This is a genomic window from Rhizobium sp. IY2, assembly GCF_047532935.1.
GTDB classification, from domain to species: domain Bacteria; phylum Pseudomonadota; class Alphaproteobacteria; order Rhizobiales; family Rhizobiaceae; genus Rhizobium; species Rhizobium anhuiense.
The window spans coordinates 209,535-234,447 of sequence record NZ_JBLKNU010000006.1; the positions used below are offsets into that span (position 1 = coordinate 209,535).

Sequence of the window (24,913 nt, forward strand, 5' to 3'; positions counted from 1 at the left end):
CCTTCTTTCAATAGGGGCCGGCTTTCAATAGGGACCGGTGCGTGAGAGGTGGACGTCGTATTCGTGCAAGGCGGGATCGGCATTCATCGCCGCAAAGATCGGCGCCAGGCGTCCGGCCCATGCCGATATGCCGGCCTCGTCTCCGATCAGATCCTGGCGCACCTCGAGCAGCGCGTGCGGAATGCCCGTAATCATGCAGTGGCGGTACATGGTATCGCCCTTCAGCGCCCCGTCATAGGGTTCGTTGTCACCGACCACGAGATCGGGATCGGCGCGCAGCATGTCAAGCAGCGGGCCGACGGCGCGATGATCGCTGTCCCAGAGTACGGCGGCGTGCCAGGGGCGGGGAGTACCTTTCCAGGCCGGGGTGAAGGAGTGCAGCGACAGCACCAGCGGCGCTCGGCCGGTGGCATTCGCCACGCTATCGACCGTTGCGGCCACGGCATCGTGATAGGGGCGATGGAAGGTTTCGATGCGGTGGTCCCACTCTTCCTGGGTGATCGGATGGTTGCCGGATATGACGGCGCCGTCTGATATTTTCATGATCAGCGTCGGATCGTCCTCGCCGCGGTTCGGGTCGATCAGCAGGCGCGAGAAGCCGCCGAGCACGGCGGGAACGCCGAGTCTTGCCGAAAGCTGCCGCGTCAGACCCTCGATGCCGATGTCATAGGCGATGTGGCGGGCAAAGGCTGCGTCGGGCAGTCCGAGCCGGCCATATCGCGCGGGGAGGCGGTTCATCGCGTGATCTGCGAGGATCACCATGCCTTTGTCATGTTTGCCGGATAGGATTTCGAAGGATTGGAAGTCGTCCATCAGGGAATTGCCGTTCGTCATTGCGCCGTCGGGCGCAGTGATCGCATGCACCTGCGGCGGGTTCAAGCGCGGCAGGTGGGGAGAGGTCGAGCCGCACCCTCGACAGGCGGTATATGAAAGGAAATATAATCGATTAGCATTGCGTTGACTTTCGCTTGACGGCGGCGCAAGAAGACACGGATACGAATAACCGTGGAGCTATTTGGGAGCCGTGTTGATCCAAGCCGCGCCAAGTTTCCTCACGCGGTCCGGACCGCTGGTCCGTCTCGCTCTGTTCGCTCTTGCAGCTGCCATGCCGTTTTTTATCGCAGATGCCGCACGCGCCGATTTTCGCGTCTGCAACGGAACACAGAATCTCGTCGGCGTCGCCATCGGATACCGGGCCAAGGATGGCTGGGTGACGGAGGGCTGGTGGCAGGTGCCGGCAACGACCTGCGCTACGTTGATCGAGGGAGAATTGCAGTCGCGCTATTATTACCTCTACGCAGAGGACGCCGCCCGGGGAGGACGATGGACGGGTGACGTGCAAATGTGCGTGGCGGAAAACGAATTCAAGATCACGGGTGTGCAGGATTGTTATGCCCGCGGTTACCAGAAAATGGGATTCAAGGAATATGATACGGGCCGCCAGGGTAGCTGGATGGTTCAGCTCTCCGACACCCCAGGGACGCAAGAAAGCCAGAATTGATGAAGCGCAATCGCAAAATTAAAATCCTCGCCACCCTCGGGCCAGCCTCCTCCGAGGAATCGATGATCGAGAAGCTGCACCAGGCCGGTGCGGATGTCTTCCGCATCAATATGAGCCATGCGAGCCACGACCTGATGCGTACGCTCATCCAGCGCATCCGCTCGGTCGAGGCGCGCTCCGGCCGGCCGATCGGCATTCTCGCCGACCTGCAGGGGCCGAAACTGCGCGTCGGCAAGTTCGTCGACAGCAAGGTGGACCTGAAGCCCGGCCAGACCTTCACGCTCGACAACAACGAAGCGCTTGGCGATCAGAACCGCGTCTATCTGCCGCATCCGGAGATCCTGGAATCGGTGCAGCCCGGCCACCGCCTGCTGATCGACGACGGCAAGCTCGCTCTGCGCGCAGAAAAATGCGACGGCAAGAGCATCGTCACGACAGTTATTTCGGGCACGCGCATTTCCGACCGCAAGGGCGTCAGCCTTCCCGACACGCTGCTCGGCGTCGGCGCATTGACGGATAAGGACCGCGCCGACCTCGACGCCGTGCTCGCCACCGACGATGTCGACTGGGTGGCACTGTCCTTCGTCCAGCGTCCGGACGACCTTGCCGAAGTGCGCAAGATCGCCCGCGGCCGTGTCGGCCTGATGTCGAAGATCGAGAAGCCGCAAGCTCTCGAACGCATCGAGGAAATCATCGAGCTTTCCGACGCGTTGATGGTCGCCCGCGGCGATCTCGGCGTCGAAATGCCGCTCGAATCGGTTCCCGGCATCCAGAAGCAGTTGATCCGCGCCTGCCGCCGTTCGGGCAAGCCGGTGGTCGTCGCCACCCAGATGCTGGAATCGATGATCTCGGCGCCGGTGCCGACGCGCGCTGAAGTTTCCGACGTCGCGACCGCCGTCTTCGAAGGTGCGGATGCCGTCATGCTTTCGGCCGAATCGGCCTCGGGCGACTACCCCGTCGAAGCCGTTTCGACGATGGCGTCGATTGCCACCGCCATCGAGCGCGAGCCGCATTATCCCGGCATCATCTATGCTCAGCGAGCCCAGCCGGAAGCGACCGGCGCCGACGCGATCTCGCTTGCCGCCCGCCAAATCGCCGAGACGCTGAAACTGTCGGCAATCGTCTGCTACACCTCGTCGGGCACGACAGGCCTTCGCGCTTCGCGCGAGCGTCCGCAGGTGCCGATCCTGGCGCTGTCGCCGATCATCAAGACGGCGCGCCGGCTTGCCATCGTCTGGGGCCTGCATTGCGTCGTCACCCATGATGCGACCGATCTTGACGACATGGTCAATCGTGCCTGCCGCATCGTCGCCGACGAAGGTTTCGGCAAGCCGGGCGATCGCATCATCATCTCGGCCGGCGTGCCGCTCGGCACGCCCGGCGCCACCAATATGATCCGCATTGCCTATATCGGCTCCGACGGCCAGAGCGGCGTCTGATCCGATCGTGTCCCTTCGAAAGCCCGCTGCCTCAAGAGGCGGCGGGCTTTTTCGTTGAAGGGCCGGCATTGCCAAGGTTGGCGACACGTGCAAATTTCGAACCTAGCGCTGGAATTGCTCCAGGTTCGGAGGGATCATCATGGATATCGTCACGCTTCTGGCTTTTGCAGCTGTTTCCTTCGTCGGCATCGCGACGCCGGGGCCGACGGTGCTGCTGGCATTGACCAACGGTTCGAGGCACGGCCTGCGCCGGGCGATTGCCGGCATGATCGGCGCGGTGCTGTCCGATTTCGTGCTGATCGGCGCCGTCGCGATCGGGCTCGGTGCGCTGCTGGCGGCATCGGAATTCTGGTTCTCGATGCTGAAATGGGCGGGTGCTGCCTATCTCACTTTTCTCGGTATCATGCTGCTGCGCTCGAAGGGCACGATCGACGCGGCGTTGAAGTCCGGGGCGCCTGCGGGTGCGACATCGCCCTTCTCGATCGGACTGAAAAGCTTCATGGTCGCGGCGACCAATCCGAAGGGCTATCTGTTCTTCTCGGCCTTCCTGCCGCAGTTCATCGATCCGGCCCTGCCGCAGGCAACGCAATATGCGCTGCTTGCGCTGGTCTTTGCCGCACTCGATTTCCTCATCATGTTCGGCTACGCCTTCTTCGGCTCGCAAGCGGTGCGTTTCCTGAAAACCTCAGGCGCCATGTGGCTGGAGCGAGCCTGTGGTGGTGCGCTGCTGGCGCTTGCCGGTTCGCTGGCCTTCTACCGCCGGGCAACTGTCTGAGTTCAGGATCGGGCCAGGGATAGATGGCCGACGCGATAGGCCTGCGTTTGCTCGTCAATCTCGGGAATCTCTCGCCAGAGCCTGAAGCGCACCCGTGTCCAGTTCGTCGGTTCGAAGGCGGAGACCGAGGCGAGCGCGCCGGCTGTCGCAACGTCGGCTGCAGCCTCTGCGCTTTCGGCGCGGCGGATATCGGCGAGCAGCGCGTAAGGCTCCATCCGCAGGATATCGCGTGTGGCGAACCTGGCTGAGGCGATATCGGACGAGATTTCTGCCTGCCAGACGATCCAGGTCCTCACCTGCGGCCAGCCGAAGGCGCTGGTGAGAGCCTCGAACCCGGGGCCGCAGAGGAAGTCGCTTGCTCCTTCCGGCTTCTGCCAGAGATAGAAGGGCGCGTAGAGATTGTCGCGGCTGCCGAACTCCCCCTTGCGAGCGCTGAGATAGGCTTTGAAACCGAGATTGGGAAAGCCGTCGAGCAGCGGACCCTTGTCGCGGATGCGGCGATCGATGATCGACATGTTGTAATCGGCGGGCAGGGTGAAGGCGTATTGCATGGCGATCATGACCGTCTCTCCACCGGTTGCAGCCATTCGACGACGCTGCCGTTTTCCGTGGGCTGGACGCTGATATAGCTGAAGGGGCTGTCATCGGCGGCGCCATGCCAGTGACGCTCGCCGGGCGCAAACCAGACGGCATCGCCGGCACGCAATGCTTCGATCGGGCCGCCGTCGTTCTGCGCCAACCCATGACCTGAGAGCACATAGAGCAATTGACCCCTGGGATGGGTGTGCCAACGGGTGATGGTGCCGGGATCGAGCGTCGCCCGCATCGCGGTGTTCTCGCCATCGGCGCTGCCTTCGAGCAGCATCTCGACCCAGAAGGGCGCCGTCGCGACGCCCTCTGGCGAGCGGACCGCCTTGCCGGAGCGTCTAACAGTCATGATCTTCGGGTTCGAAACGCTCATTGCCGGCCTCCGACCGCACGCAGCCGCCAGTCGGGGTCGGTCATCTGGGCGATGCCGTCGCCGAAGGACCAGTCTTCCGGGGCGCTGGTGCTGATGACGATCATCACATCCTCGGGCCGAAGGCCCGGCGATTGCGCCAGGAGTTCGGCGAGCCGCCGATAGAGCGCCGCCTTCATCTCGGCCGTGCGAGGCCTGCCGATCGTGATGGAGATGTAGACGAAATCGGCGGAGCGCGGGCCGGAGAGGTAGGTGCGGTCGAAGATCAGCTCGTTCTCGTCATGCTGGTGTATAGTCTGGAAACGGTCGTTTTCGGGCACGTCGAAGGTCTCGACCAGTGCACGCTGGATGCTGTCGGCTAGCGCCGTGAGATAGTCCGGCGACTTGCCTTTGCGAAGAGAAATGCGAACGAAGGGCATCGGGATCTCCATGGTTAGGGCCGTCTGTCGGCCTTGACAGCAGAACCATCGCACGGCACGATGATACTGAAAATCAGAATTTTATGGATTAATGATCCTGAAAAATAGGATTATAAGATGCGGCGGACGACCTTCGATCTCGATGTGCTTCGAACCTTTTCGACCGGCATGGAGCTCGGTAATTTCGCCAAGGCGGCCGAGCGGCTCGGGCGGTCGACCTCGGCAGTGAGCGCGCAGCTGAAGAAGCTGGAGGAACAGGCGGGCACGCCGATCTTCCGCAAGGCCGGGCGCGGGCTGGCGCTGACCGATGCCGGCGAGACGATGCTCGGCTATGCCAGGCGGCTGCTGGAACTCAACGACGAGGCGGCTGCGGCTGTTCACAGCGTCGAGCTGGAGGGCTGGGTGCGGCTCGGCCTGCAGGAGGACTTCGGCGAAAGCCTGTTGCCGGAGGTGCTCGGCCGCTTCGCGCGTGCCCATCCGAAGGTTCGCATCGAAGCGCGGGTGGTGCGCAATGCCGAGCTGCTCGAGCGTGTCACATCAGGCAAGCTTGATCTGGCGCTTGCCTGGAGCGATGGCACGCTGACCGCCCATTGCGAGCGGATCGGCGAGGTGCCGATGCGCTGGATCGGACCTGCCGAGGGGCCGCCGGGCTGGCAGGCCGCAAGTGGTGAGCCGATGCCGCTTGCCTCGCTGGAGGCGCCGTGCCTGTTGCGGAGCGCAGCAACCAGGGCGCTTGATGCGGCGGGCATTTCCTGGCGGCTCGCTTTCGTCAGCCCCAGCCTGGGCGGTCTCTGGGCCGCGACGGCGGCAGGCCTCGGTCTCACCATCCGCACGCCGATCGGTCTGCCGGCGAAGGTGCGGCCGCTGGCGCCCGAGACGGTCGGCCTGCCCGATTTGCCGAAGCTCGGTCTGATCCTGCACCGGGCGGAAGCCGAGCCGCAGCCGGCGGCGGCACGCCTTGCCGAGCTCGTACTGCAGTCGGTGCATGGTGCGTTGCGCGAGGTGCTGGCCTGACATCTCCGCATTGACCCTTCGAGCGCGAGCCTGTAGCTTCGCACCGCTATGAAGACGATCACCCTCAATATCGCGACAATCTTCTTCTTGAGCCTCTAAAGGCTCTGCCTTCGGGCATCAGAAGATGCGGCTACTGACCAGCCTTCGCGGCTGGCTCGTTGCCGTTGTTGTAACCACCCTGCGTCTGGCCAAGGAAAGAGCCGGCAGGTTTGGCGATAGAGAGAGCTTTCATGACATCAGCTGTTTACCCGCCGGCGCTGAGCGCTGCGCAGATCGAGCAATTCATCGAAGACGGCTTCATCAGGATCGACGACGCTTTTCCCCGCGCATTGGCCGAGGAAGCTCGTGCCATCATGTGGCGCGATATTCCCTTCGATGCCGATGATCCAAGCACGTGGACGCAGCCCGTCGTGTGGCTTGCCGGTTATGGCGGCGGACCGTTCGAGAAAGCCGTCAATACGCCGGTATTGCATCTGGCCTTCGACCAGCTCGTCGGCAAGGGACGCTGGCAACCACGCGATGGGCTTGGCAGCTTCCCGGTCCGCTTTCCCCATCCCGATGATCCCGGCGATGCGGGCTGGCATGTCGACCTCAGCTTCCCCGGCGAGGATGGCGATCCGAACGAGCAAAGGGACTTTTCGGCATGGCGGGTGAACATCACCTCGCGCGGGCGGGCGTTGCTGATGCTCTTCCTGTTTTCGGATGTCGGGGAGGAGGATGCGCCGACCCGTATCCGCGTCGGTTCGCACAAGGATATCGCCCGCCTTCTGGCGCCGGCGGGCGAAGCGGGAATGGCGCATCTCTGGTTGGAACATGTCGGCGAAGAGCGACCGCTGGCCTTGGCGACAGGGCCGGCGGGTACGGTCTATCTCTGCCATCCGTTCCTGATCCATGCTGCGCAGATGCATCGCGGCGGGGAGCCGCGTTTCATGGCGCAGCCCGGCCTTGCGCCTTGCGAACCGCTTCGCCTCGAACGGCAGGACGGCGCCTATTCGCCGGTCGAAATCGCAATCCGCGGGGCGCTTCGGGAGCATTAGCAGAGACGGGATGCATCCGGCCGCGCAAACCGGCTGCATGACATCTGCAGTTTCCATCTCCAGGCGGGCGGCTGGCGGTCGCCCGCGCGCTATCTAGCCGAAGCGTTCGAGCGCCATGGCGAAGATATCAGCGTCGACGTTGCCACCTGAGGTGACGGCGACGACCGTGTCGCTTTCCAGCGCCTCGCCATGGAAGAGAGCGGCAGCCAGCGCCACGGCGCCGCCGGGCTCGACGACGATCTTCAGCCGTGTGAAGGCGAGCGCCATGGCGCGCAGCGCTTCCTCGTCGGTGACGACGATGCCGGCGCCGGCGAGACGCTTGAGGATCGGGAAGGTGATGTTGCCGGGCTGCGGCGTGACGATCGCATCGCAGATCGAGCCTGATACCGAGGCGTTGCGTTCGATCCTGCCGGAGGCGAGCGAGCGGGTGGTGTCGTCGAAATCCTTCGGCTCGCAAGGGCGGACGCGGAAGCCGGGGGCACTGGCTTCCAGGGCGAGCGCGATTCCGGAGGTCAATCCGCCGCCGCCGCAGGGAACGAGAACTTCGGCTGATGTCACGCCTTCCTCTTCGGCCTGTTCGGAGATTTCGAGACCGGTCGTGCCCTGGCCGGCAATGACAAGCGGTTCGTCGAAGGGTTTGATCAGCGTCAGGCCGCGCTCGGCCGAAAGTTTCGCGCCGATCTCGTCGCGGTCCTCGTTGACGCGGTCGTAAAGGACGACTTCGGCGCCGAAGGCGCGGGTGTTCGCGATCTTCAGCTTCGGCGCATCGCTCGGCATGATGATGACGGAGGGGACGTTGTGCAGCTTGGCCGCAAGCGCAACACCCTGGGCGTGGTTGCCGGAGGAGAAGGCGATGACGCCCTTCGAGCGCACCGCCGGATCGAGCCCGGAGACCGCCGACCAGCCGCCGCGAAACTTGAACGAACCGGTATGCTGCAGGCATTCCGCCTTCACGAACAGACGCCGGCCGGCGATCTCGTTGAGGAAGGGGGAAGAGAGAAGCGGCGTGCGTCTGATATGACCGCGCAGGCGGGCGCGGGCTGCGACAATCATTTCAATGCTGGCCATGCGGGAATCTTTCTGCTTGCGGGTTCGCTCATGCATAGGGCGCGGCCAGCCAATTGTGAACGGCGCTTTGTCACGGTGACATGAATATGGCGATGCTGCCTTTGCGGCTCTTGGAGCCGCATCGTGCCTGGTCGATCAGGCGATCCGCCGTCGTCAGTAACCGTTCGCCGACCCCTCCGCCGCGCGGCTGTCCATGGCGCCGTTATACCGGGCGCCGCCACCCTTTTCGATGGCGGCAAGGCTTTTGCCGCCGACGAGGATGCCCGCGGCTTGGCCCCATTGTGGCGCGTCATTGCCGCCATCGAAACTGTAGCCCATGGCGGCGAGCGTCTTTTCGGTATCGGGCGAAAGCGCATAGGGTTCGAGATAGATCTTGTCGGGCTGCCATTGATGGTGCACACGCGGAGCATTGACCGCCTGGCTGATATCCATGCCGAAATCAACGACGTTGAGGATCGCTTCCAGCGTGATGGTGATGATGCGCGAGCCGCCGGGGCTGCCGATCACCATGAAGGGTTTGCCGTCCCGGGTCACGATCGTCGGGCTCATCGAGGAGAGCGGCGTCTTCTTCGGGGCGATGGCATTGGCCTCGCCCTGCACCAGTCCGTAGAGGTTCGGCACGCCTGTTTTGGAGGTGAAATCGTCCATCTCGTTGTTGAGCAGGACGCCGGTGCCCGGCGCCACGACGGCGGCGCCGAAGGAGCCGTTCAGCGTATAGGTGACGGCAACCGCGTTGCCCTCGTCGTCGATGATCGAATAATGCGTCGTCTCGGTGCTTTCCTTGCCGCCGAGCGGTTTGAGGTTCGCCGAGGTGCCGGCCTTGTACGGATCGATCTTGGCGGCGATTTCCAAGGCATACTTCTTGTCGAGCAGTTTCGTGACCGGGTTTTCGACGAAATCGGGATCACCGAGTGCGGCATTGCGGTCGACATAGGCATAGCGCATCGCCTCGACCATGATGTGTACGGTTTCGGCCGAATTGTAGCCGAGATAGGAGAGCGGATAGCCTTCGAGAACATTGAGGATCTCGCAGATGATCACGCCGCCGGAGGAGGGCGGCGGCGAGGAGATGATGTCGTAGCCGCGGTAATTGCACTCGATCGGCTTCAACTCGCGCACGGCATATTGCTCGAAATCCTCCTTGGCGAGAATGCCGCCCTGGGCTTGGCTCGCCTTGACGATCGCTTCGGCGGGCGCGGCCTTGTAGAAGGCGTCGGGACCTTTTTCGGAGATGCCGGCCAGGACGGCGGCAAGGTCCGGCTGCAGGAGTTTCTCACCCGATGCATAGGGCTTGCCGTCGGGTTTCAGGAAGATCTTCGCTGCCGCATCATCCTTGGCGAGGCGCTTGGCGCTGCCGGCGAAACTTGCAGCGTCACCCTGTTCCAGCGTGAAGCCCTCTTTGGCGAAACGGAGTGCCGGCGCGATCAGATCCTGGCGCGATTTCGTGCCGTATTTTTCGCGTGCGGTCTCCAATCCCATGACGGAGCCGGGCACGCCGACGGCGAGATAACCGTCGAGGCTGGCGCGCGGCACGATATCGCCCTTGGCATCGAGATACATGGTCTTCGTCGCGGCAAGCGGCGCGCGTTCGCGGAAGTCGAGGAAGGTCTTCGTACCGTCTTTCAGGCGGATGGTCATGAAACCGCCGCCGCCAAGATTGCCGGCCGAGGGATAGACGACCGCCAGGGCATAACCGACGGCGACCGCCGCATCGACGGCGTTGCCGCCGCTCTTCAGCACCTCGACGCCGACATCGGTCGCCAGATGCTGGGCGGTGACGACCATGCCGTGCTCGGCTTCGACTGGTGCGGGCGAGGCGGCGAAAGCCGAGGTCAGGCCCAGCGACAATGATGATATGACGGAGATCGTCCCGATATGCAGGCGGCCCATGATTTCCCCTCCTATGGACAATGATGGAAAACATATGGGGCTGCGGCAGTTCGCGGCAATGCAAGGGAGCTGCTTTAGGTGAGGAGTTCGGCGAGTTTTCTGTTGGTGTCGTCGTCATCGAGGGGCGTATAGACGATGAGCTTCATCTCCGGCCGGTTCGTCAGTGTCAGCCCGGTATGCTCGAAGGACATGCGGCCCTTGACGGGATGGTCGATACGCTTGATGCCGGACAGCGGGCTGATGACCTCGTGGCGCTGCCACCAGTCGCGAAATTCAGGGCTTGCCTCTTTCAGCAGTGCGATCAGCCGTTCAAAATCCGGATCACCGGCATAACGCGCGCTGTCGGCCCGGAACGTCGCCAGCGAGACGCGGGCAACCGATTCCCAATCGACGAGCAGCCGCCGATGCGCGGGGTCGGCGAAGAGACGGTGCATGATGTTGCGTTCGTCGCGGTCGAGCGTGTCATAACCGCCGAAAAGCACGTCGGCGGCACGGTTCCAGGCAAGCACGTCCCATCGACGGCCGAGCACATAAGCCGGCTGGTGGGTCAGATTGGCGAGCATGCGCTGCAGCGGTTCGTCGACGCATTCGGGAGCAGACGACGTTGGTTGTGGCGCCTGGCGATTGTTGAGGGTGAAGAGGTGCCGGCGCTCGGCCTCGTCGAGGCGCAGCGCATCGGCAAGGGCGTTGAGGACCTGCACGGAAGGCCTGATGTCGCGGCCCTGTTCCAGCCATGTGTACCAGGTGGTGCCGACGCCGGCGAGCATGGCGAGTTCCTCGCGCCTCAGACCTGGTGTGCGCCGTCGAAATCCCTCCGGCAGGCCGACCTCGGAGGGCGTCAGCCGCTCGCGGCGGGAACGCAGGAAGGCCGCGAATTCGCGGCGGCGGGCTTCGAATGTGTCGGCTCTATGGTCCATGGCAGTAATCATATCAGTATCGATACCAGGATAAAACTGGAACTGGTTGCCGTTTCCAGGCCACGCATGATGCCGGTGTCGCAGGTGCTTGAAGCGCCTGCAGCCCGATCAATTCAAGGAGCAGCATCATGTCTTTGCAGCATGTGGTCGTCATCGGAGGTTCTTCCGGCATCGGCCTCGCCACGGCGACATTACTTTTGAAACAAGGATATAGGGTCACTATTGCAGGCCGTGACGGCGAAAAACTCGCGGCGGTCAAGGCTTCGCTCGATGGTAATCTGCGCAGCCTGGTGCTCGATGCGACGCAGCTTTCCACGCTCGGGGAGGCTTTTGGCGGGATCGGCGCGTTCGACCATCTGGTGCTGGCGATGGGCAGCGGCCATGGCGCCGGACCTTTTGCATCGCTCGATATGGCGGATCTGCTTGCCGGGTTCCAGACCAAGCTCATTCCGCATGCCGCGGTAACCCAGGCGGCGTTGCCGCTGTTGCAGCCGGGCGGCAGCATCACTTTCGTTTCGGCGGTCAGCGCGCAGGCCGCGATGCCCGGTACGGCTGGGCTTGCTGCCGTCAATGCCGGCATCGAGGCGATGGTGCCGGTGCTGGCGGCCGAGTTGAAGCCGTTGCGTGTCAACGGCGTTTCCCCTGGGGTCGTCGATACGCCTTGGTGGAGTTTCCTGCCGCCTGAGCAGCGCGGCAGCGTCTTTGCGGATTTCGCAGGCCGCACACCGGTCGGCCGTGTCGGCAGGCCGGAGGATATTGCGGAGGCGATCGCCTTCCTGGTCGGAAACACCTTCATGAGCGGCCATATCATCACCTGCGATGGCGGCGTGCGTCTTGGCGCCTGAGGCAGGTAAATTCAAACCGGAGAGGTCATGCGCCGTGCAGGGCGCCTGGCCCCAATGGCGACACGGCTGCGACCTTTCGATCACGTGATGCGGCGGCAAGCCTTTCCTCGGCGCTGCGGGCGATTGCCTGCAGGTCGCGCGGCTTGCCTGATATCTTCTCCATGGCGGCGATGACGACATCGGTTGCGAGGTAGTCCGGCTTATGGCCGACGCCGCGAACGGTGATGAGTTCGGAGCCCGATATGTCGCGGGCAAGGCCGCGCGAATGCAGGTGCTCCCAGACGATCTCGTCGCGGTCGCCTGTTATGATGACGGTCGGCGCGGTGATCTGCGAGTAGAGCGGCGACTGTTCCTTCACATAGGCCAGCAGTCTTTTGAAATCGGCGGCGTTGTTGTGGAAGGCGCGGGGCCGCAGCACCAGTGACGGGCCGGTTTTTTCGATATAGTCGGCCGGGCGCGGATTGGGGCGGAAGACGTTCAGCGTGCCGCGCTCCAGGCGGCTCAGCCCGAGCGGCACGACGATCGCATGGTTGAAGAGCCAGCCGACGACCGGCACGGTTGCGACATGATAATACCAGTCGATGCCGCCCGGCCATGGATGGGTGGCGGGTGCGAGGAACAGCAGGCCCGATGTCTTATCGGGATGGCGCAGGCCGAAGGCGGCGGTGATCGCGCCGCCGAAGGAATGGCCGACAATGATCGCCTTCTCGATGCCGCGCTTTTCCATCAGCCTGGCGATCGCATCGGCCTGGCCGGAGGGAACGGCGTTCTCAGGGCCGCCGCGCTCGGAATAACCGTGACCGGGACGATCGACGAACAGCATTTCCGCCCGGCCTTCGAGTGCTGCGCGAAAGGCGACGACCTGGTCGAGCAGATTGCCGCTGGCGCCATGAATGAAGACAAGCGGCGGCAGATCCGCATTTTCGGGACGCTTTATGTGGACGGCATTCATGCAGTAGCCGCCGACATCCGTCAGTTCGCCGATATTGGGATAGGCGTGTTCGAATTGCCGCGCCTTATAGGATGAGTAACCGATGGCGGCGGCGAGCGGGGCGAGAAGAGCGGAAACTTCTGCAAGCATGATGTTAACAACGAGCGACAGTTGCGGGATGAGCTGCGGGCGAACAAACCGCTACATCATTCCCTCTATATTCTAAAATTGCGCGACGTGATCCGACGTCAAGATGTCAGCCCGGGAATCAGGTGCGGTTGCCCGCGAGTTTTTCGGCAAGCGTGTTGACCTGTTCCTGCGCGGTGCGTTCGGCGGGATAGACATCGAGGAAACGCTCCCAGGCCTTCAAGGTCAGTTGGTCGTTGCCGGAATTGCTAAGAATCGCCGCCATGCCGGAGAGTGCGCCGAAATGGCGCGGCTCGAGATCGAGCACACGTTCGATGTCGGACATCGACTTGCGATAATTGCCCATGACGAAATTCAGCGTGGCGCGGCGGTTCCAGCTTTCGGCATAATCGGGCTTCAGCGCGATCGCCTCGTCGAGGAAGTCGAGGGCAGCCGGATTGCGCTTTTCCTCGATCGCCTTGTCGGCCCACTGCATCAGCAGATTGATGGTGGCGCTGCCGGAATCGTTCCATTCCATGCGGATATCATTGGCGATGCTGCTGGCCTTGTCGGGGTCGCGCTCGCGCTTCAACTGGCTGAAGAGCTGGTCGAGGTGCTGCTTCGGCGAACTGCTGACATCCGTCTGTTCGACGATGACGTCCTTTTCCGCGGCGGTGGCCGGAAAAGTGGCGGAGAGGAGAATGAGGGTGAGCGGCAGCGCCGCTGATGTCAAAGCAAAAAAGCGCATGGTGGACATATTAGCCCGCCAACGCCGAAGATCAAACAAATTTGACGTGATCACTATAGTGACCCACCGGATATATCCGCCGGCGCAAGCTCACGCGGCGCAGCGATCCGGATGCGCGAAATCAGCCCTGACGAGCCTTGTAGCGCGGGTTCAGCTTGTTGATGATGTAGATGCGGCCCTTGCGGCGAACCAGACGGTTGTCACGGTGACGAGCCTTGAGCGACTTGAGCGAATTCTTGATCTTCATTTTTCTGATCCGCGATCTCTATGGGGGAATTCACATTCGCCCGTATCTTTAACAATCAAAAGCGCGCCATCGGGCGCGCTCTTTAGGTGGGGGAGCAGATACCTCTTCACCTTTTCCATGTCAACCGCATGAAGGTGTTTTTCCCAAGGCGTCGCGGTGTTTTCTCAAGCCGAAACCGGTGATTTCGGCGTCAAGGTGGTGACGTGGCCCATCTTGCGGCCGGAGCGCCACTCGGTCTTGCCATAGAGATGAACCAGCGTATCGGGACGCTGCAACCAGTCGGGAACGGCAAGGATATCGTCGCCGATCAGGTTCTGCATGACGCAGTCGGAATGGCGCTCGCCATTGCCGAGCGGCAGGCCGGCGACGGCGCGGATATGCTGCTCGAACTGGCTGACGACGCAGGCGGCTTCCGTCCAGTGACCGGAGTTGTGGACACGCGGCGCCATCTCGTTGGCGATCAGACCACCGTCGCGCAGCACGAAGAATTCGATGCCGATGACGCCGACATAGTTCAAGGCGGCGAGGATCTTTTCGGCCGATCGGCGCGCAATATCCGCCGTCGCTGGCGAGATCGTAGCGGGAACCGTCGAGGTGTGAAGGATGCCGCTGCGGTGGACATTCTCGGCGGGATCGAAGCAGACGACCGTGCCGTCGGTGGCCCGCGCGGCGATGATCGAGACCTCGCGCTCGAAGGCGACGAAACTTTCGAGGATGAGTGGCACGCCGCCGAGCGCGGCATAGGCGCCATCTGCGCTGTCGGCGACGGAGCGGAAAACCATCTGGCCCTTGCCGTCATAACCGAGACGGCGCGTCTTCAGCACGCCCTGACCGCCGAAATCCTTCAGTGCCATCTCGAGATCGGCCTGGCTGTCGACCGCATGGAAGCGGGCGGTCGATATGCCGCAGCCATTGAGAAAGCGCTTTTCGACGAGGCGGTCCTGGGCGGCTTCCAGTGCCTTCGGCGGCGGATAGACGGACACGCTCGCCGAGAGCGTCTCGGCAGCTGCGACGGGCACGTTCTCGAATTCGTAGGTGACGACATCGCAGATATCGGCGAGTTCGGCGAGTGCCGCCGGATCGTCATAGGCGGCGGTAATCTGCCGGTTGGCGAGCTGGGCGGCCGGGCAGTCCGCCTGCGGCTCGAGGATGATCGTGCGAAAATTCAATCTGGCGGCGGCAATGGCCAGCATGCGGCCAAGCTGGCCGCCGCCGATTATGCCGATCGTTCTTGCCGTCATAGGTCGTCCATCGGGTATTCGGCGACGGCGGCACTCTGGCGCTCGCGCCATTCGTCGAGCCGGTCGGCGATTTCTTCGTCGGAAAGGGCAAGGACGGCTGCGGCGAGAAGGGCGGCATTGACCGCGCCGGCCTTGCCGATGGCGAGCGTGCCCACCGGAATGCCGGCCGGCATCTGCACGATGGAAAGAAGGCTGTCCTGGCCGGACATGGTCTTTGACTGGACCGGCACGCCGAAGACCGGCAGCGGCGTCATCGATGCGGCCATACCCGGCAGGTGGGCAGCGCCGCCGGCGCCGGCGATGATGACCTTGAAGCCCTCCGCCCGCGCTCCCTTGGCGAAATTGACCAGCCGGTCGGGTGTGCGGTGCGCCGAAATGATGCGCGCATCGTAAGGGATCTCAAGCGCCTCCAGCGTGTCGGCGGCGTTCTTCATGGTCTCCCAGTCGGACTGGCTGCCCATGATGATGGCGACGGGCGGTCTGTCTGTCATCGTTGCTGCTATTCCCTCTCAGGCGATGATGTCAGGGATGATCTGATCTTCCAGCTTGGAGAGCCTGTCCTTGATGACGAGCTTCTTCTTTTTCATACGCTGGATCCGCAGAGCATCGCATCCGGTCTGGATCATGGCGTTGATCGCGGCGTCGAAATCCTCATGCTCCTGACGCAGACGCGCCACTGTGAGCCTGATTTCCGCCTGTTCCTGATCGGCCATATGCAATCCCCGTTATCGTCCTCGGACCTTGTCCGATCTGCCGATGATTTCCGCAAGCTCCTATCACCAAATACAGGTAACGGCTAGTTAGTCTTGATCATGAAATTGCCATCCAGTCTTCATCTTTTGGCCTTCGACAAGCCTTCAAAAATATGTCACAGTCCCCGCCGTTGACACCTTGATCCCCGACGATGATGGCCGGGGAGGGTAAGAGGAAGGAAGGGTCATATGACTGTTCAAGCTCATCTTGAGTCACTCCAGAAAAAGCATGTTGCTCTCGAGGAGGAGTTGCACACGCTCAGAACATCTCCCTCTATTTCCGATACGGAACTTGCCGAGTGCAAGCGCCGCAAGCTGCGCATCAAGGACGAGATTCAGCGTCTTAAGTCATCCGTCCACTGATCTTCCCAAGGGTCGCCGGACGATCATCTTGCGCAAAGAGGTAAATCCATCCATTCCGCCTAAAATCAGCAAGAACCGGTGATCACACACTCGATTTGCGCCAGTCCGATGCCCGCCGCATCGCGGCTGGCGCTTTTGGTTCGTCAAGCTTCAAAGGGTCTGATGATCCGCATCGAGTTTCCGGCCGGCATAATTTTACCCTGAAGCGGAACTGCTCGGGATAAAATTATGCGATTCAAAGTGATAAAACGTCTTCAGAGACGCGTGACGTGCATCAGGCCCAGAATTGATCAAGCCATAAATTGAGCGTGTCGAAGCCGCGGTTGTTGACCGCGTAGATGCGCTTCGTGCCTTCGGATGTCACCGAAACAAGATTGCTGTCCAACAGCGCTTTCAGGTGTTGCGAAACGGCGGGGCGGCTGATCGGCAGACCCTCGGCGAGCTCATTGACCGTCCGTGGTGCGCGGCGCAGTTCCTCCAGCAGAAACCGCCGGTTCGGATCGGCAATCGCAGAGAAAGGGTCCGTGTTCGACATGGCGGGAACGCTACGTCAAACCGGGCGCTCCAGCAAGGAAATTGTGCATTGCAGCGTGCGGCAATTCAAAGTGCTGCAGCGTCCCTCGCGCGTCTCAAAAGAAGCGCGGCGCTTCAGGGTTTTACCAACCAAGGCCCTCGCGCACGATCAGGAAGGCAGCGATCAACGCCATCGCATACATGAAGGGATAGAAGATCTGTGGCCTCATGCGGCGCACGCACCATGCGCCGGCAAAGGTGGCGAGCGGGGCAAAGGGCAGGAGCGTCGCGGAGGTCGCAAGGTTCTGGGTGTCGAGTTGGCCGAGCGCGAAATAGGGGATCAGCTTGATGGCGTTGAGGATCGCAAAGAAGCGCACGCTGGTGCCGGTATATTCGCGTGGCTGCAATTTGAGCGGCAGGGCATAGATCTGGAAGGGCGCGCCGCCGGCATGGGCGACGAAGCTGCCGTAGCCGGAAAATGTGCCCCAGAGGCTGGCGGCCACCGGCCGCTGGCCGCGCGGCGGGACCACCTTGCCGGCGCCCGGGCCGAAATTATTCCAGAAATAGCGCAGGCAGAAGAGGATGGTCACCGCGCCGATGACAATGCGCAGCATGCTGCCCGGAACGAGCGCCGAGGTCGCCCAGCCGAGCGCGATGCCGAAGACTGCGCCCGGCAGCATGATCTTCAGCGTCGCCCAGTCGCCATGCTTGCGCCAGATGACGAGCGAGATCATGTCCATGAAGACCAGGATCGGCAGCAGGATCGCCGCCGCTTCGACCGGCGAGACGACGAGGGCGAGGAAAGGCAAGCCGATCAGCGACAAAGCGTCGCCCATGCCGCCCTTTGCGAGGCCCACCAGCAGAACCGCGGGCACGGCGGCGTAGTAGAATGACAAATCCTGCGGCATGCTTTCGACGTCCTCCTCTTGCAAGCCTCGTCTAACGGAACTACTCACACAAAACGAGTGCGGATCCCTCATTTCGAAGGGGAATTCGCCGGAAACGGAAAGACCTCATGACCGAACCGGAAAACCGCTGCCGCCTTGTGCTCATCGCACCTGATATTGCCGATGCCGATGAACAGGCAAAGATCGTCGCCGACGCGCTGAAGGGCGGCGACGTCGCTTCGGTGATCGTGCCGAAATACGGGCTCGACGATGGCGCCTTCCAGAAACATGCCGAAAAGCTGGTGCCGCTGATCCAGGATGCCGGAGCGGCTGCGCTGATTTCAGGCGACAGCCGCGTCGCAGGCCGGGCGAAGGCCGATGGCCTGCATCTTTCCGGCAATGCGGAGGCGCTTTCGGAAGCGATCGACAAACACGCGCCGAAGCTGATCATCGGCGGCGGCAACGCGGCTGACCGCCACCACGCGCTGGAGATCGGCGAAGTCAGGCCGGACTATATCTTTTTCGGCAAGCTCGACGGCGACATCAAGCCGGAGGCGCATCCGAAGAATCTTGCGCTCGGCGAATGGTGGGCCTCGATGATCGAGATTCCTTGTATCGTCATGGGCGGCACCGATCCGGCCTCGGCGCTTGCCGTTGCCGAGACCGGCGCGGAGTTCGTGGCGCTGCGGCTGGCGGTCTTCGGCGAGCCCGGCCGGGCGCCGTCGATCGTCGCCGAAATCAACGCGTTGCTTGACGAAAAAGCGCCACGGTTTGAGGATTGAAATCGCCCTCATGCCGATCCCGCCCGTCCCCCTTTTGAAATTTGCCCTTGCCAGCGTGGCGGCCTTGGTTGCTGCCGGGCCGGATGTCGCTTTGGCGCAGGCGCCGGACAGCGTCATCAGCCAGCCGGGCACGGCGCCGGCATCGACCTTCCGCACCGACCGGCCCACTGGCCCGGATGTCAAGCCCTCCGATGGTGTTGGCGTGTTCGACCGTATGGGCGCGAAGCTGCCGGACCTGCCGCCGGAAAAGGATTACAAGGGGCCGATCGACGAGGCTTACGGCGCCTTCCAGCGCGGTTATTACCTGACGGCAATGGACAAGGCGCTGCCGCGCGCCCAGCTCGGCGATCCGGCGGCGCAAACGCTGATCGGCGAAATCCTCTCGCAGGGCCTCGGCGTCAAGAAGGACGTGAAGAATGCCGCCTTCTGGTATGGCAAGGCGGCCGAAGGCGGCGATGCGGCAGCCATGTTCAAATATGCGCTGATCCTGATGGAAGGCCAGGGCGTGCCGCGTGACAAGGTCAAGGCCGACGACTACATGCGCAAGGCCGCCGAGGCCGGCAATCCTTCAGCGGAGTTCAACTGGGCGCAGCTTCTCATCGCCGACAATCCCGGCGAGAAGGGGCTGAAGCTTGCGCTGCCGTTCTACGAGAAATCGGCCGAGCAGGGCATTGCCGATTCGCAATATGCGGTGGCGCAGATCTACGCGACGCTGAAGGACCTGCCGGAGGAAAAGAAGCAGCTCGCCCGCGAGTGGATGGCGCGTGCGGCGCGCGCCGGCTTCGACACCGCCCAGCTCGACCTCGGCATCTGGCTCGTCAATGGCGTCGGCGGGCCGAAGGATTACGTCAAGGGTTTCGAATGGCTGAAACTTGCCGCCAATGGCGGCAATGTCGTGGCGCAGAACAAGCTCGCCCATCTCTACATCAACGCCATCGGCACGCCGCCCGATCCGATCGAGGCAGCGAAGTGGTACGTGCTGTCTCGGCGTGCCGGGCTTGCCGATCCGTCGCTTGAGGATTTCTATCTCGGTATCGAGGACGATCAGCAGAAGGCGGCGATCGAGGCCGCCAACAAGTTCCGGCGGCGATAGCGGCCCGACGCGACGCGCTTTAAAAAAGCGCGTCGGCGAACAGATCTTCGTCGTTTTCGGCTTTGGCGGTCTCGGTGGGGGCGGGGGCGGGAGCGCTGTCCGCGGCCGCCGGGATGATGTCGCGATGAATGCTGCGCTCCTGGACCATCGTGTAGTACTTGAAGATCGTGCGGTCGAGCGGCGCGATCGTCTCGGCGAGATCCGAGATATCTTCGATATCGCTGCCGGCGATGCCGTCGAGCAGATCGGCGCAGCGGCCAAGGACTTCGCCGAGATCATGCTGGAAATCGAGCTTGCCGATCAGCAGGCTGATCTTCGTGGCGACCTCGCGGCCGTTCTCGGCGAGCACTTTCAGTTCATCTTCCATCACGTTGGCCGCGGAGCGGATGTTGCCGACGGCTGACGTCAGGCTCTCCCCGAGGTTGCCGGCCCCGGCGCCGGCAGCGGGGGCGACGCGTCCGGCCGCGGCTTCGAGCGCCGGCAGGCCGTTGACGATGGCGTCGGCGGAATCGTCGAGCTTGCCGGCGAAGATGCGCAGCTCGGCGGTGACGACGTTGATCGACTTGCCTTCCTCGCCGAGACGGCTACAGCGCAGGTTGGTATTCAAGGCCATATAATGGATGTCGGTCTTGACGGCGCGGATATTTGCGATGGCTTCGGAGAGCTTGGCGGCCGTGCCGATCGTCGACTGGCTCACCTGGTCGGCCTGGCGGCTTGCCGTGTCGACCTGCTTGACGATTTCGTGAGCGGCCGAAACGCTGGATTCGAGCGCGCGCATGAAGTTGCCGCCGGCTTCGCCGCTCTGCCCGCTCATCTGATCGCGAAGCTTGAGGATCTCCCGCATGTCGTGGCCGAAACTCGCGATCGTCTTGACGACGTTCTCTGAATCCCGCTGGAAATTGGCGCACATGTCGCGCATCTGCGCTGCGGTTAGATGGTGAATGACGTTCTGAAGGCGCTGGCGGGCGCTAGCGTCGAGCCTTGCGCCATCCTCGCCGGCAAAGAAATCGTCGAGCGACGAAAATGTGGCCTGCACATGCTCGATGCGCTGGCGGGTAATGTCGCCGATCTGCAGGGCAGACAGCGTCGAGCCGACCTTGCTCTGGACATCGCGGGCAATCGCGCCGACCTCGCGGGCGATGACGCCGAGATCCTTGCGGTGTGCGGCGATCTTGGCGGCATCATCGCGCAGGGCTGCGGCGACGGCCGGAACGGTCTCGGCATAACCCTTGGAAACGCTGGCGCCAAAGGAGGCGGCGAGCTTGACCTCCTTGTCGAGGCTATCGAGATGCGTGGCGAAACGGTTGACTTCGTCGGTGCCGGAATAGATGCGTTCGAGGATCTCCTGGGCGAATCCGGCGAATTCGGCAAGGCCGGCACCGGTGATCTTCACGGTCACGGCGAAGGTTCTGAGATAACGCATCGTCTCCTGCATGTCGGAAACGTGCTTGCGCAGTTCCCTGCCGGTATGCGCCAGCGAGACCAACGCCTGCTGACGGTTTTCCTCGGTGACGGGCAACGCCTTCAGGCTCTCCACCGTGGCGCGGAGATCGGCGGTGGTATCGCTGGCTTCCTTGTTGTCGAGCGCCGTGGTCACACTCTCAAGCGAGTTCAACAGGCGGTTGAGGACATCCATCACCGACAGCAGTACGGTGCCGCCTTCGAGAAAACGCTCCTCGACCTGGTTGCGGGCGGATTCCAAGGTCCGGCTGATGTCCCGCCCCGACGAGTAGGCTGCAGCGTTCGGCGATACCAGAGCGTGTGCCAATTTTATACCTTTTCTTAAAATACAGGCAATTCGATTCTATTTTTACGGGCAGGATGGAAACGTCCGGTAAACGCGCCGGACTCGCCAGCGTTGTGATTAACGAAAGATGTCGATGCGACCCAGGGCAAAGTGTCAGGGCCGAGAAATGCAATTTAACACGCTGTTTTTACTTTATTTATTTCTAATTTTTGAGAAAAAAATACAACTTATCTCGGATGAGAATTGGGAGTCTCGGGACTCGTTATACGGCAGTTTCCTACAACCGCTGTTTACCCCGCATTAACGCTGCCATGAGAGTCCTTTTAGGGTCATCAAGTATTTCTCTGGCCCAGGAGGCTGCATTGGATACTCCGAAGCAATATTACGAATCTATAAATTTGCCGGATGTGCTCAGCATTCGCAACGTTTCAGAACTATATTCCAAGCTTACTGATGAATTTCATAGTCGTGATTCAATCATCATCAGCATTCCGGAAGGCGCGGAAGCGGATCTGAGTTTCGTTCAACTCATCGAATCCTCGCGCCGCCAAGCAAAATCCCAAGGAAAGACGTTCAAACTTTCTTCGCCGGCCAGTGGTTCGGTCCTGAAGGTACTTGAGCGCGCCGGTTTCATCGAATCTTTCGATCAAGAAGATGCAAATTTCTGGTTGCATAAAGAGGTAACGTTATGAGTGCAAATATCCTGACCGTCGACGATTCCGCCAGCATTCGTCTGACTACCAAGGTCACGCTGACCAATGCCGGCTATAGCGTCACCGAGGCAGTCAACGGGGCAGAGGGCCTCGCGACGGCCAAGGGCAGCAGCTTCGATCTGATCGTGACCGATCTCAACATGCCTGTCATGGACGGGCTGACGATGATCGAGGAGCTGCGCAAGCTGCCGGCGCAGGCCGGCGTTCCGATCATCTTCCTGACGACGGAATCGGACGCCGATCTCAAGGCGCGTGCCAAGGCCGCCGGCGCGACCGGCTGGCTGACCAAGCCGTTCGACCCCGAAAGTCTGGTGAAAATCGTGAAAAAGGTTCTCGGACGATGAGTACGATCGATCCTGTCGCCGTATTCCGCATGGAGGCCGCCGAATGCCTCGAAGCGATCGAGGCCGGTCTTCTCGACCTGACCCACCAACTCGACAACAAGGATCTCGTCGACGCCGTGTTCCGCGGTCTCCACACGCTCAAGGGCTCCGGCGCGATGTTCGGTTTCGAGGCGCTCGCCGCCTTCACCCATCATTGCGAAACAGCCTTCGACCGCGTCCGCAAGGGTGAAGTCGCAGCGACCAGCGAACTCGTCGCCGCCGTTCTCGCCGCCCAGGACCATATGCGTGCCCTTGTCGACCAGCCGGACGCCGATCACGGCGATACCGGACATAAGCTTCTGGCGCAGCTGCAGGCCGCCGTCGGCGGCAAGGCGGCAGCGGTAGCTGCCCCTGTGGTCGCCGTTCCCCCACCCGTGGCCGTGCGCGAGGCACCGGCGAAGAGGAAGAACAGCTGGCGCATTCGCTTCAGCCTGCCCGCCAATTCGATGGCCAACGGCACCAATCCGCTCGGCCTGCTGGACGAGCTGCGCGATCTCGGCGAATGCACCGTGCGCGCCAATAGCTCGGCTATTCCGCCGCTCGACGAGCTCACTCCGACAGAACTCCATATCTCCTGGGACGTGACGCTGGTGAGTGACCAGGACCGTTCGGCGATCGACGACGTCTTCATCTTCGTACTCGATGATATGGAACTCAGCGTCGAGGAAATCGACGCGCCGGCAGCGGCAACGGTCGCGGCCATCGAGGAAAAGACAGCATCTGCAACTGCCGCCGCATCGACGGCGCCCGTTCCACCGGCCGCCGTTCCGGAATTTCGTCCTGTCGAGGCGGTTCCGGCCAAGCGCGAGGCGCCCGTTGCCGTCAGCCAGGCCAAGGCGGCCGAGAACGTCCGCGTTCCGGCCGAACGTCTCGACGAGCTGATGGACCGCGTCGGCGAACTCGTCATTGCGCAATCGCGCCTCAGCCAGCTCGCCAGCGCCAGCACCGATATCGCGCTACGCTCCGTCTCGGAAGAAATCGAACGCCTCTCTGGCGAATTGCGCGACACGATGATGGTGCTGCGCATGGTGCCGGTCGCCACCCTCTTCTCTCGCTTCCGCCGCCTCGTCCACGATCTCGCCCGCGAGACCGGCAAGGTGATCGAGCTGGTGACGGAGGGCGAGAGCACCGAAGTCGACAAGACGGTCATCGAGCGCCTGGCCGATCCGCTGGTGCATCTGGTGCGCAACTCGATCGACCACGGCCTCGAAACGCCGGCCGATCGACTTGCCTCCGGCAAGACCGAAGCCGGCACGGTGACGCTTTCGGCCCGCCAGGCCGGTGGCGAGGTGATCATCTCGATCAAGGACGACGGCCGCGGCATCAATCGTGACCGGGTTCGCGCCAAGGCGGAATCTTCCGGCCTCATCCACCCCGGGCAGCCGATTTCCGACTCCGAGCTGCTGCAACTGATCTTCGCCCCCGGCTTCTCGACAGCCGCGGCGATCACCAATCTGTCCGGCCGCGGGGTCGGCATGGACGTGGTCAAAAAGACGGTCGAAGCGCTTCGCGGCGCAATCGACATCGTCAGTGTGCCCGGACAGGGTTCGGAAGTGTCGCTGCGCATCCCGCTGACGCTTGCCATCATCGATGGCCTGCTGGTGCGGGTCGGTTCCGGCCGCTACGTCATCCCGCTCTCGGCGGTCGAGGAATGCCTCGAACTGTCGCTCGAGGAAGATCTCCGTTCGCGCGGCCGCAGCTTCATCTCACTGCGCGACAGCCTGGTGCCGTTCCTGCGCCTGCGCGATCTCTTCCGCACCGGCACCAAGCCCGACGTGCACCAGAAGGTCGTCGTCATCTCGACCGGCACCGAGCGTGTCGGCCTCGTCGTCGACCAGATCATCGGCGACCACCAGACGGTCATCAAGTCGATGTCGAAACTGCACAATAACGTTGCGACCTTCTCGGGCGCCACCATTCTCGGCGACGGCAGCGTCGCTCTCATTCTCGACGTCGGGCACCTGGTTGCCGCGGGTCAGCAACAGGAGGCGCAATTGCGTGTAGCAGGATGAGTGCAACAGCAGCAGCCGAACGATTTGACAATCACTGGAGTTATGCCGAGGAGGTGGAGGTCCTGACCTTCGATCTCAACGGCGAAACCTTCGCGCTGGAAGCGGTCATCGTCCAGGAAATCCTGGACCTGCTCCCTGAAACAGCGGTACCGGGCAGCCAGCCCTTCGTCGCCAGCGTCATCAACTTTCGCGGCAAGGTCATTCCGCTCGCCGATCTGCGCCTCGCCTTCGGGATGGAAGCGGCAGAAGCGACGATCGACAGCCGCATCATCGTCATCGAGATCGATCTGCAGGGCGAGCAGACGCTCGTCGGCCTCAGAACCGACAAGGTGAACGAAGTGACGACGCTTGCAAAGACCGCGAGCGAGGCACCACCGAGCGTCGGTATGCGCTGGCGCGCCGACTACATCAACTGCCTCGTGAAAAGGGGCGGAGAATTCATCATTCTCCCTAATCTGCAGGCGATTTTCTCATCCAGGCGCGATGCGGCGGGGGCCGTTAATTGAGGCCGG

General features: G+C 62.4%; 29 protein-coding genes. 13 read left to right on the plus strand and 16 right to left on the minus strand.

Going from position 1 to position 24,913, the window contains the following annotated elements:
• Positions 1 to 24: 24 nt before the first annotated feature.
• Complete coding sequence (locus ACMUVN_RS20320; protein ID WP_047616618.1) at positions 25 to 813, minus strand: N-formylglutamate amidohydrolase; 789 nt, start codon at positions 811 to 813, stop codon at positions 25 to 27.
• 202 nt (positions 814 to 1,015) lie between these two features.
• On the opposite strand from ACMUVN_RS20320, the gene ACMUVN_RS20325 reads away from it, so the two are divergent.
• The 3 genes from ACMUVN_RS20325 to ACMUVN_RS20335 all read left to right on the plus strand — a co-directional run bounded on the left by ACMUVN_RS20325 (position 1,016) and on the right by ACMUVN_RS20335 (position 3,715).
• The gene (locus tag ACMUVN_RS20325; protein WP_017967841.1) at positions 1,016 to 1,501 is read left to right on the plus strand and encodes a DUF1036 domain-containing protein; all 486 of its coding nucleotides are present in this window, start codon (positions 1,016 to 1,018) and stop codon (positions 1,499 to 1,501) included.
• Positions 1,501 to 2,940, plus strand: coding sequence for a pyruvate kinase (gene pyk / locus ACMUVN_RS20330; RefSeq protein ID WP_028755993.1), 1,440 nt, complete (start codon positions 1,501 to 1,503; stop codon positions 2,938 to 2,940). Before ACMUVN_RS20325 ends, pyk begins: the two co-directional genes overlap by 1 nt.
• Before the next feature lie 139 nt (positions 2,941 to 3,079).
• Entirely contained in the window at positions 3,080 to 3,715 is a 636-nt protein-coding gene (locus ACMUVN_RS20335; protein ID WP_028755992.1) for a LysE family translocator, read from the plus strand.
• A 2-nt stretch (positions 3,716 to 3,717) separates the two neighbouring features.
• On the opposite strand, the gene ACMUVN_RS20340 is transcribed toward ACMUVN_RS20335, so the two are convergent.
• The 3 genes from ACMUVN_RS20340 to ACMUVN_RS20350 are packed head-to-tail and all read right to left on the minus strand — an operon-like array spanning position 3,718 to position 5,092.
• Positions 3,718 to 4,275 (minus strand): DUF4865 family protein, encoded by a 558-nt coding sequence (locus tag ACMUVN_RS20340; RefSeq protein WP_414815414.1) that lies wholly within the window; start codon positions 4,273 to 4,275, stop codon positions 3,718 to 3,720.
• Positions 4,272 to 4,676, minus strand: coding sequence for a cupin domain-containing protein (locus ACMUVN_RS20345; protein WP_047616424.1), 405 nt, complete (start codon positions 4,674 to 4,676; stop codon positions 4,272 to 4,274). The genes ACMUVN_RS20340 and ACMUVN_RS20345 overlap by 4 nt, the downstream gene beginning before the upstream one ends.
• The gene (locus tag ACMUVN_RS20350) at positions 4,673 to 5,092 is read right to left on the minus strand and encodes a tautomerase family protein (RefSeq protein ID WP_028755989.1); all 420 of its coding nucleotides are present in this window, start codon (positions 5,090 to 5,092) and stop codon (positions 4,673 to 4,675) included. Before ACMUVN_RS20350 ends, ACMUVN_RS20345 begins: the two co-directional genes overlap by 4 nt.
• A gap of 117 nt (positions 5,093 to 5,209) precedes the next feature.
• On the opposite strand from ACMUVN_RS20350, the gene ACMUVN_RS20355 reads away from it, so the two are divergent.
• Both ACMUVN_RS20355 and ACMUVN_RS20360 read left to right on the plus strand, forming a co-directional pair.
• Positions 5,210 to 6,106: a LysR substrate-binding domain-containing protein gene (locus ACMUVN_RS20355; protein ID WP_047616427.1), complete on the plus strand. Its 897-nt coding sequence runs from the start codon at positions 5,210 to 5,212 to the stop codon at positions 6,104 to 6,106.
• 230 nt (positions 6,107 to 6,336) lie between these two features.
• Entirely contained in the window at positions 6,337 to 7,143 is an 807-nt protein-coding gene (locus ACMUVN_RS20360) for a phytanoyl-CoA dioxygenase family protein (protein ID WP_047616428.1), read from the plus strand.
• A gap of 93 nt (positions 7,144 to 7,236) precedes the next feature.
• Here ACMUVN_RS20360 and ACMUVN_RS20365 read toward each other — a convergent pair whose 3' ends face one another.
• The 3 genes from ACMUVN_RS20365 to ACMUVN_RS20375 all read right to left on the minus strand — a co-directional run bounded on the left by ACMUVN_RS20365 (position 7,237) and on the right by ACMUVN_RS20375 (position 11,030).
• Complete coding sequence (locus tag ACMUVN_RS20365; protein ID WP_047616430.1) at positions 7,237 to 8,211, minus strand: threonine/serine dehydratase; 975 nt, start codon at positions 8,209 to 8,211, stop codon at positions 7,237 to 7,239.
• 153 nt (positions 8,212 to 8,364) lie between these two features.
• Positions 8,365 to 10,101, minus strand: a complete 1,737-nt coding sequence (gene ggt, locus ACMUVN_RS20370; protein ID WP_047616433.1) for a gamma-glutamyltransferase — start codon at positions 10,099 to 10,101, stop codon at positions 8,365 to 8,367.
• 74 nt (positions 10,102 to 10,175) lie between these two features.
• Positions 10,176 to 11,030 carry a helix-turn-helix transcriptional regulator gene (locus ACMUVN_RS20375; protein WP_047616434.1) on the minus strand — a complete coding sequence of 285 codons (855 nt, stop codon included), beginning with the start codon at positions 11,028 to 11,030 and terminating at the stop codon, positions 10,176 to 10,178.
• 116 nt (positions 11,031 to 11,146) lie between these two features.
• On the opposite strand from ACMUVN_RS20375, the gene ACMUVN_RS20380 reads away from it, so the two are divergent.
• Positions 11,147 to 11,863: an SDR family oxidoreductase gene (locus tag ACMUVN_RS20380; RefSeq protein ID WP_047616436.1), complete on the plus strand. Its 717-nt coding sequence runs from the start codon at positions 11,147 to 11,149 to the stop codon at positions 11,861 to 11,863.
• A gap of 25 nt (positions 11,864 to 11,888) precedes the next feature.
• Here ACMUVN_RS20380 and ACMUVN_RS20385 read toward each other — a convergent pair whose 3' ends face one another.
• From ACMUVN_RS20385 to ACMUVN_RS20410, 6 genes are all read right to left on the minus strand, one after another.
• Complete coding sequence (locus tag ACMUVN_RS20385; protein ID WP_028757203.1) at positions 11,889 to 12,944, minus strand: alpha/beta fold hydrolase; 1,056 nt, start codon at positions 12,942 to 12,944, stop codon at positions 11,889 to 11,891.
• Between the two features lie 118 nt (positions 12,945 to 13,062).
• Complete coding sequence (locus ACMUVN_RS20390) at positions 13,063 to 13,677, minus strand: tetratricopeptide repeat protein (protein ID WP_414815415.1); 615 nt, start codon at positions 13,675 to 13,677, stop codon at positions 13,063 to 13,065.
• A gap of 112 nt (positions 13,678 to 13,789) precedes the next feature.
• Complete coding sequence (gene ykgO, locus ACMUVN_RS20395) at positions 13,790 to 13,915, minus strand: type B 50S ribosomal protein L36 (protein WP_003582204.1); 126 nt, start codon at positions 13,913 to 13,915, stop codon at positions 13,790 to 13,792.
• Between the two features lie 164 nt (positions 13,916 to 14,079).
• Positions 14,080 to 15,156 (minus strand): 5-(carboxyamino)imidazole ribonucleotide synthase, encoded by a 1,077-nt coding sequence (locus ACMUVN_RS20400; protein ID WP_029867995.1) that lies wholly within the window; start codon positions 15,154 to 15,156, stop codon positions 14,080 to 14,082.
• Positions 15,153 to 15,647, minus strand: coding sequence for a 5-(carboxyamino)imidazole ribonucleotide mutase (gene purE, locus ACMUVN_RS20405; protein WP_028755489.1), 495 nt, complete (start codon positions 15,645 to 15,647; stop codon positions 15,153 to 15,155). Before purE ends, ACMUVN_RS20400 begins: the two co-directional genes overlap by 4 nt.
• Before the next feature lie 18 nt (positions 15,648 to 15,665).
• Positions 15,666 to 15,869 (minus strand): YdcH family protein, encoded by a 204-nt coding sequence (locus ACMUVN_RS20410; protein WP_017968168.1) that lies wholly within the window; start codon positions 15,867 to 15,869, stop codon positions 15,666 to 15,668.
• Between the two features lie 228 nt (positions 15,870 to 16,097).
• Here ACMUVN_RS20410 and ACMUVN_RS20415 point away from each other — a divergent pair, with 228 nt between their 5' ends.
• On the plus strand, positions 16,098 to 16,271 hold the full coding sequence (locus ACMUVN_RS20415) for a YdcH family protein (RefSeq protein WP_047616443.1): 174 nt from the start codon (positions 16,098 to 16,100) through the stop codon (positions 16,269 to 16,271).
• Positions 16,272 to 16,545: 274 nt separating this feature from the next.
• On the opposite strand, the gene ACMUVN_RS20420 is transcribed toward ACMUVN_RS20415, so the two are convergent.
• Complete coding sequence (locus tag ACMUVN_RS20420) at positions 16,546 to 16,806, minus strand: ArsR/SmtB family transcription factor (protein ID WP_017962043.1); 261 nt, start codon at positions 16,804 to 16,806, stop codon at positions 16,546 to 16,548.
• A 121-nt stretch (positions 16,807 to 16,927) separates the two neighbouring features.
• Positions 16,928 to 17,692 (minus strand): sulfite exporter TauE/SafE family protein, encoded by a 765-nt coding sequence (locus tag ACMUVN_RS20425; RefSeq protein ID WP_132575528.1) that lies wholly within the window; start codon positions 17,690 to 17,692, stop codon positions 16,928 to 16,930.
• Positions 17,693 to 17,799: 107 nt separating this feature from the next.
• Between ACMUVN_RS20425 and ACMUVN_RS20430 the strand changes: the two genes are divergently transcribed.
• Together ACMUVN_RS20430 and ACMUVN_RS20435 are read left to right on the plus strand one after the other, a co-directional pair.
• Positions 17,800 to 18,453, plus strand: coding sequence for a thiamine phosphate synthase (locus ACMUVN_RS20430; RefSeq protein ID WP_414815416.1), 654 nt, complete (start codon positions 17,800 to 17,802; stop codon positions 18,451 to 18,453).
• A gap of 10 nt (positions 18,454 to 18,463) precedes the next feature.
• Positions 18,464 to 19,546: a tetratricopeptide repeat protein gene (locus ACMUVN_RS20435; protein WP_047616447.1), complete on the plus strand. Its 1,083-nt coding sequence runs from the start codon at positions 18,464 to 18,466 to the stop codon at positions 19,544 to 19,546.
• A 19-nt stretch (positions 19,547 to 19,565) separates the two neighbouring features.
• Here the strand turns inward: ACMUVN_RS20435 and ACMUVN_RS20440 are convergent, their stop codons facing one another.
• Positions 19,566 to 21,314, minus strand: a complete 1,749-nt coding sequence (locus ACMUVN_RS20440; RefSeq protein ID WP_414815417.1) for a chemotaxis protein — start codon at positions 21,312 to 21,314, stop codon at positions 19,566 to 19,568.
• A 341-nt stretch (positions 21,315 to 21,655) separates the two neighbouring features.
• Between ACMUVN_RS20440 and ACMUVN_RS20445 the strand changes: the two genes are divergently transcribed.
• From ACMUVN_RS20445 to ACMUVN_RS20460, 4 genes are read left to right on the plus strand one after another with little or no spacing between them, the layout of a single operon-like run.
• A complete protein-coding gene (locus ACMUVN_RS20445) occupies positions 21,656 to 21,985 on the plus strand; it encodes an STAS domain-containing protein (RefSeq protein ID WP_414815418.1) in 330 nt (109 codons plus the stop codon).
• Positions 21,982 to 22,350, plus strand: a complete 369-nt coding sequence (locus ACMUVN_RS20450; protein ID WP_003552634.1) for a response regulator — start codon at positions 21,982 to 21,984, stop codon at positions 22,348 to 22,350. Before ACMUVN_RS20445 ends, ACMUVN_RS20450 begins: the two co-directional genes overlap by 4 nt.
• The gene (locus tag ACMUVN_RS20455) at positions 22,347 to 24,401 is read left to right on the plus strand and encodes a chemotaxis protein CheA (RefSeq protein ID WP_063475338.1); all 2,055 of its coding nucleotides are present in this window, start codon (positions 22,347 to 22,349) and stop codon (positions 24,399 to 24,401) included. The genes ACMUVN_RS20450 and ACMUVN_RS20455 overlap by 4 nt, the downstream gene beginning before the upstream one ends.
• Positions 24,398 to 24,907, plus strand: coding sequence for a chemotaxis protein CheW (locus tag ACMUVN_RS20460; RefSeq protein ID WP_047616455.1), 510 nt, complete (start codon positions 24,398 to 24,400; stop codon positions 24,905 to 24,907). The genes ACMUVN_RS20455 and ACMUVN_RS20460 overlap by 4 nt, the downstream gene beginning before the upstream one ends.
• The last annotated feature ends 6 nt before the right edge of the window (positions 24,908 to 24,913 follow it).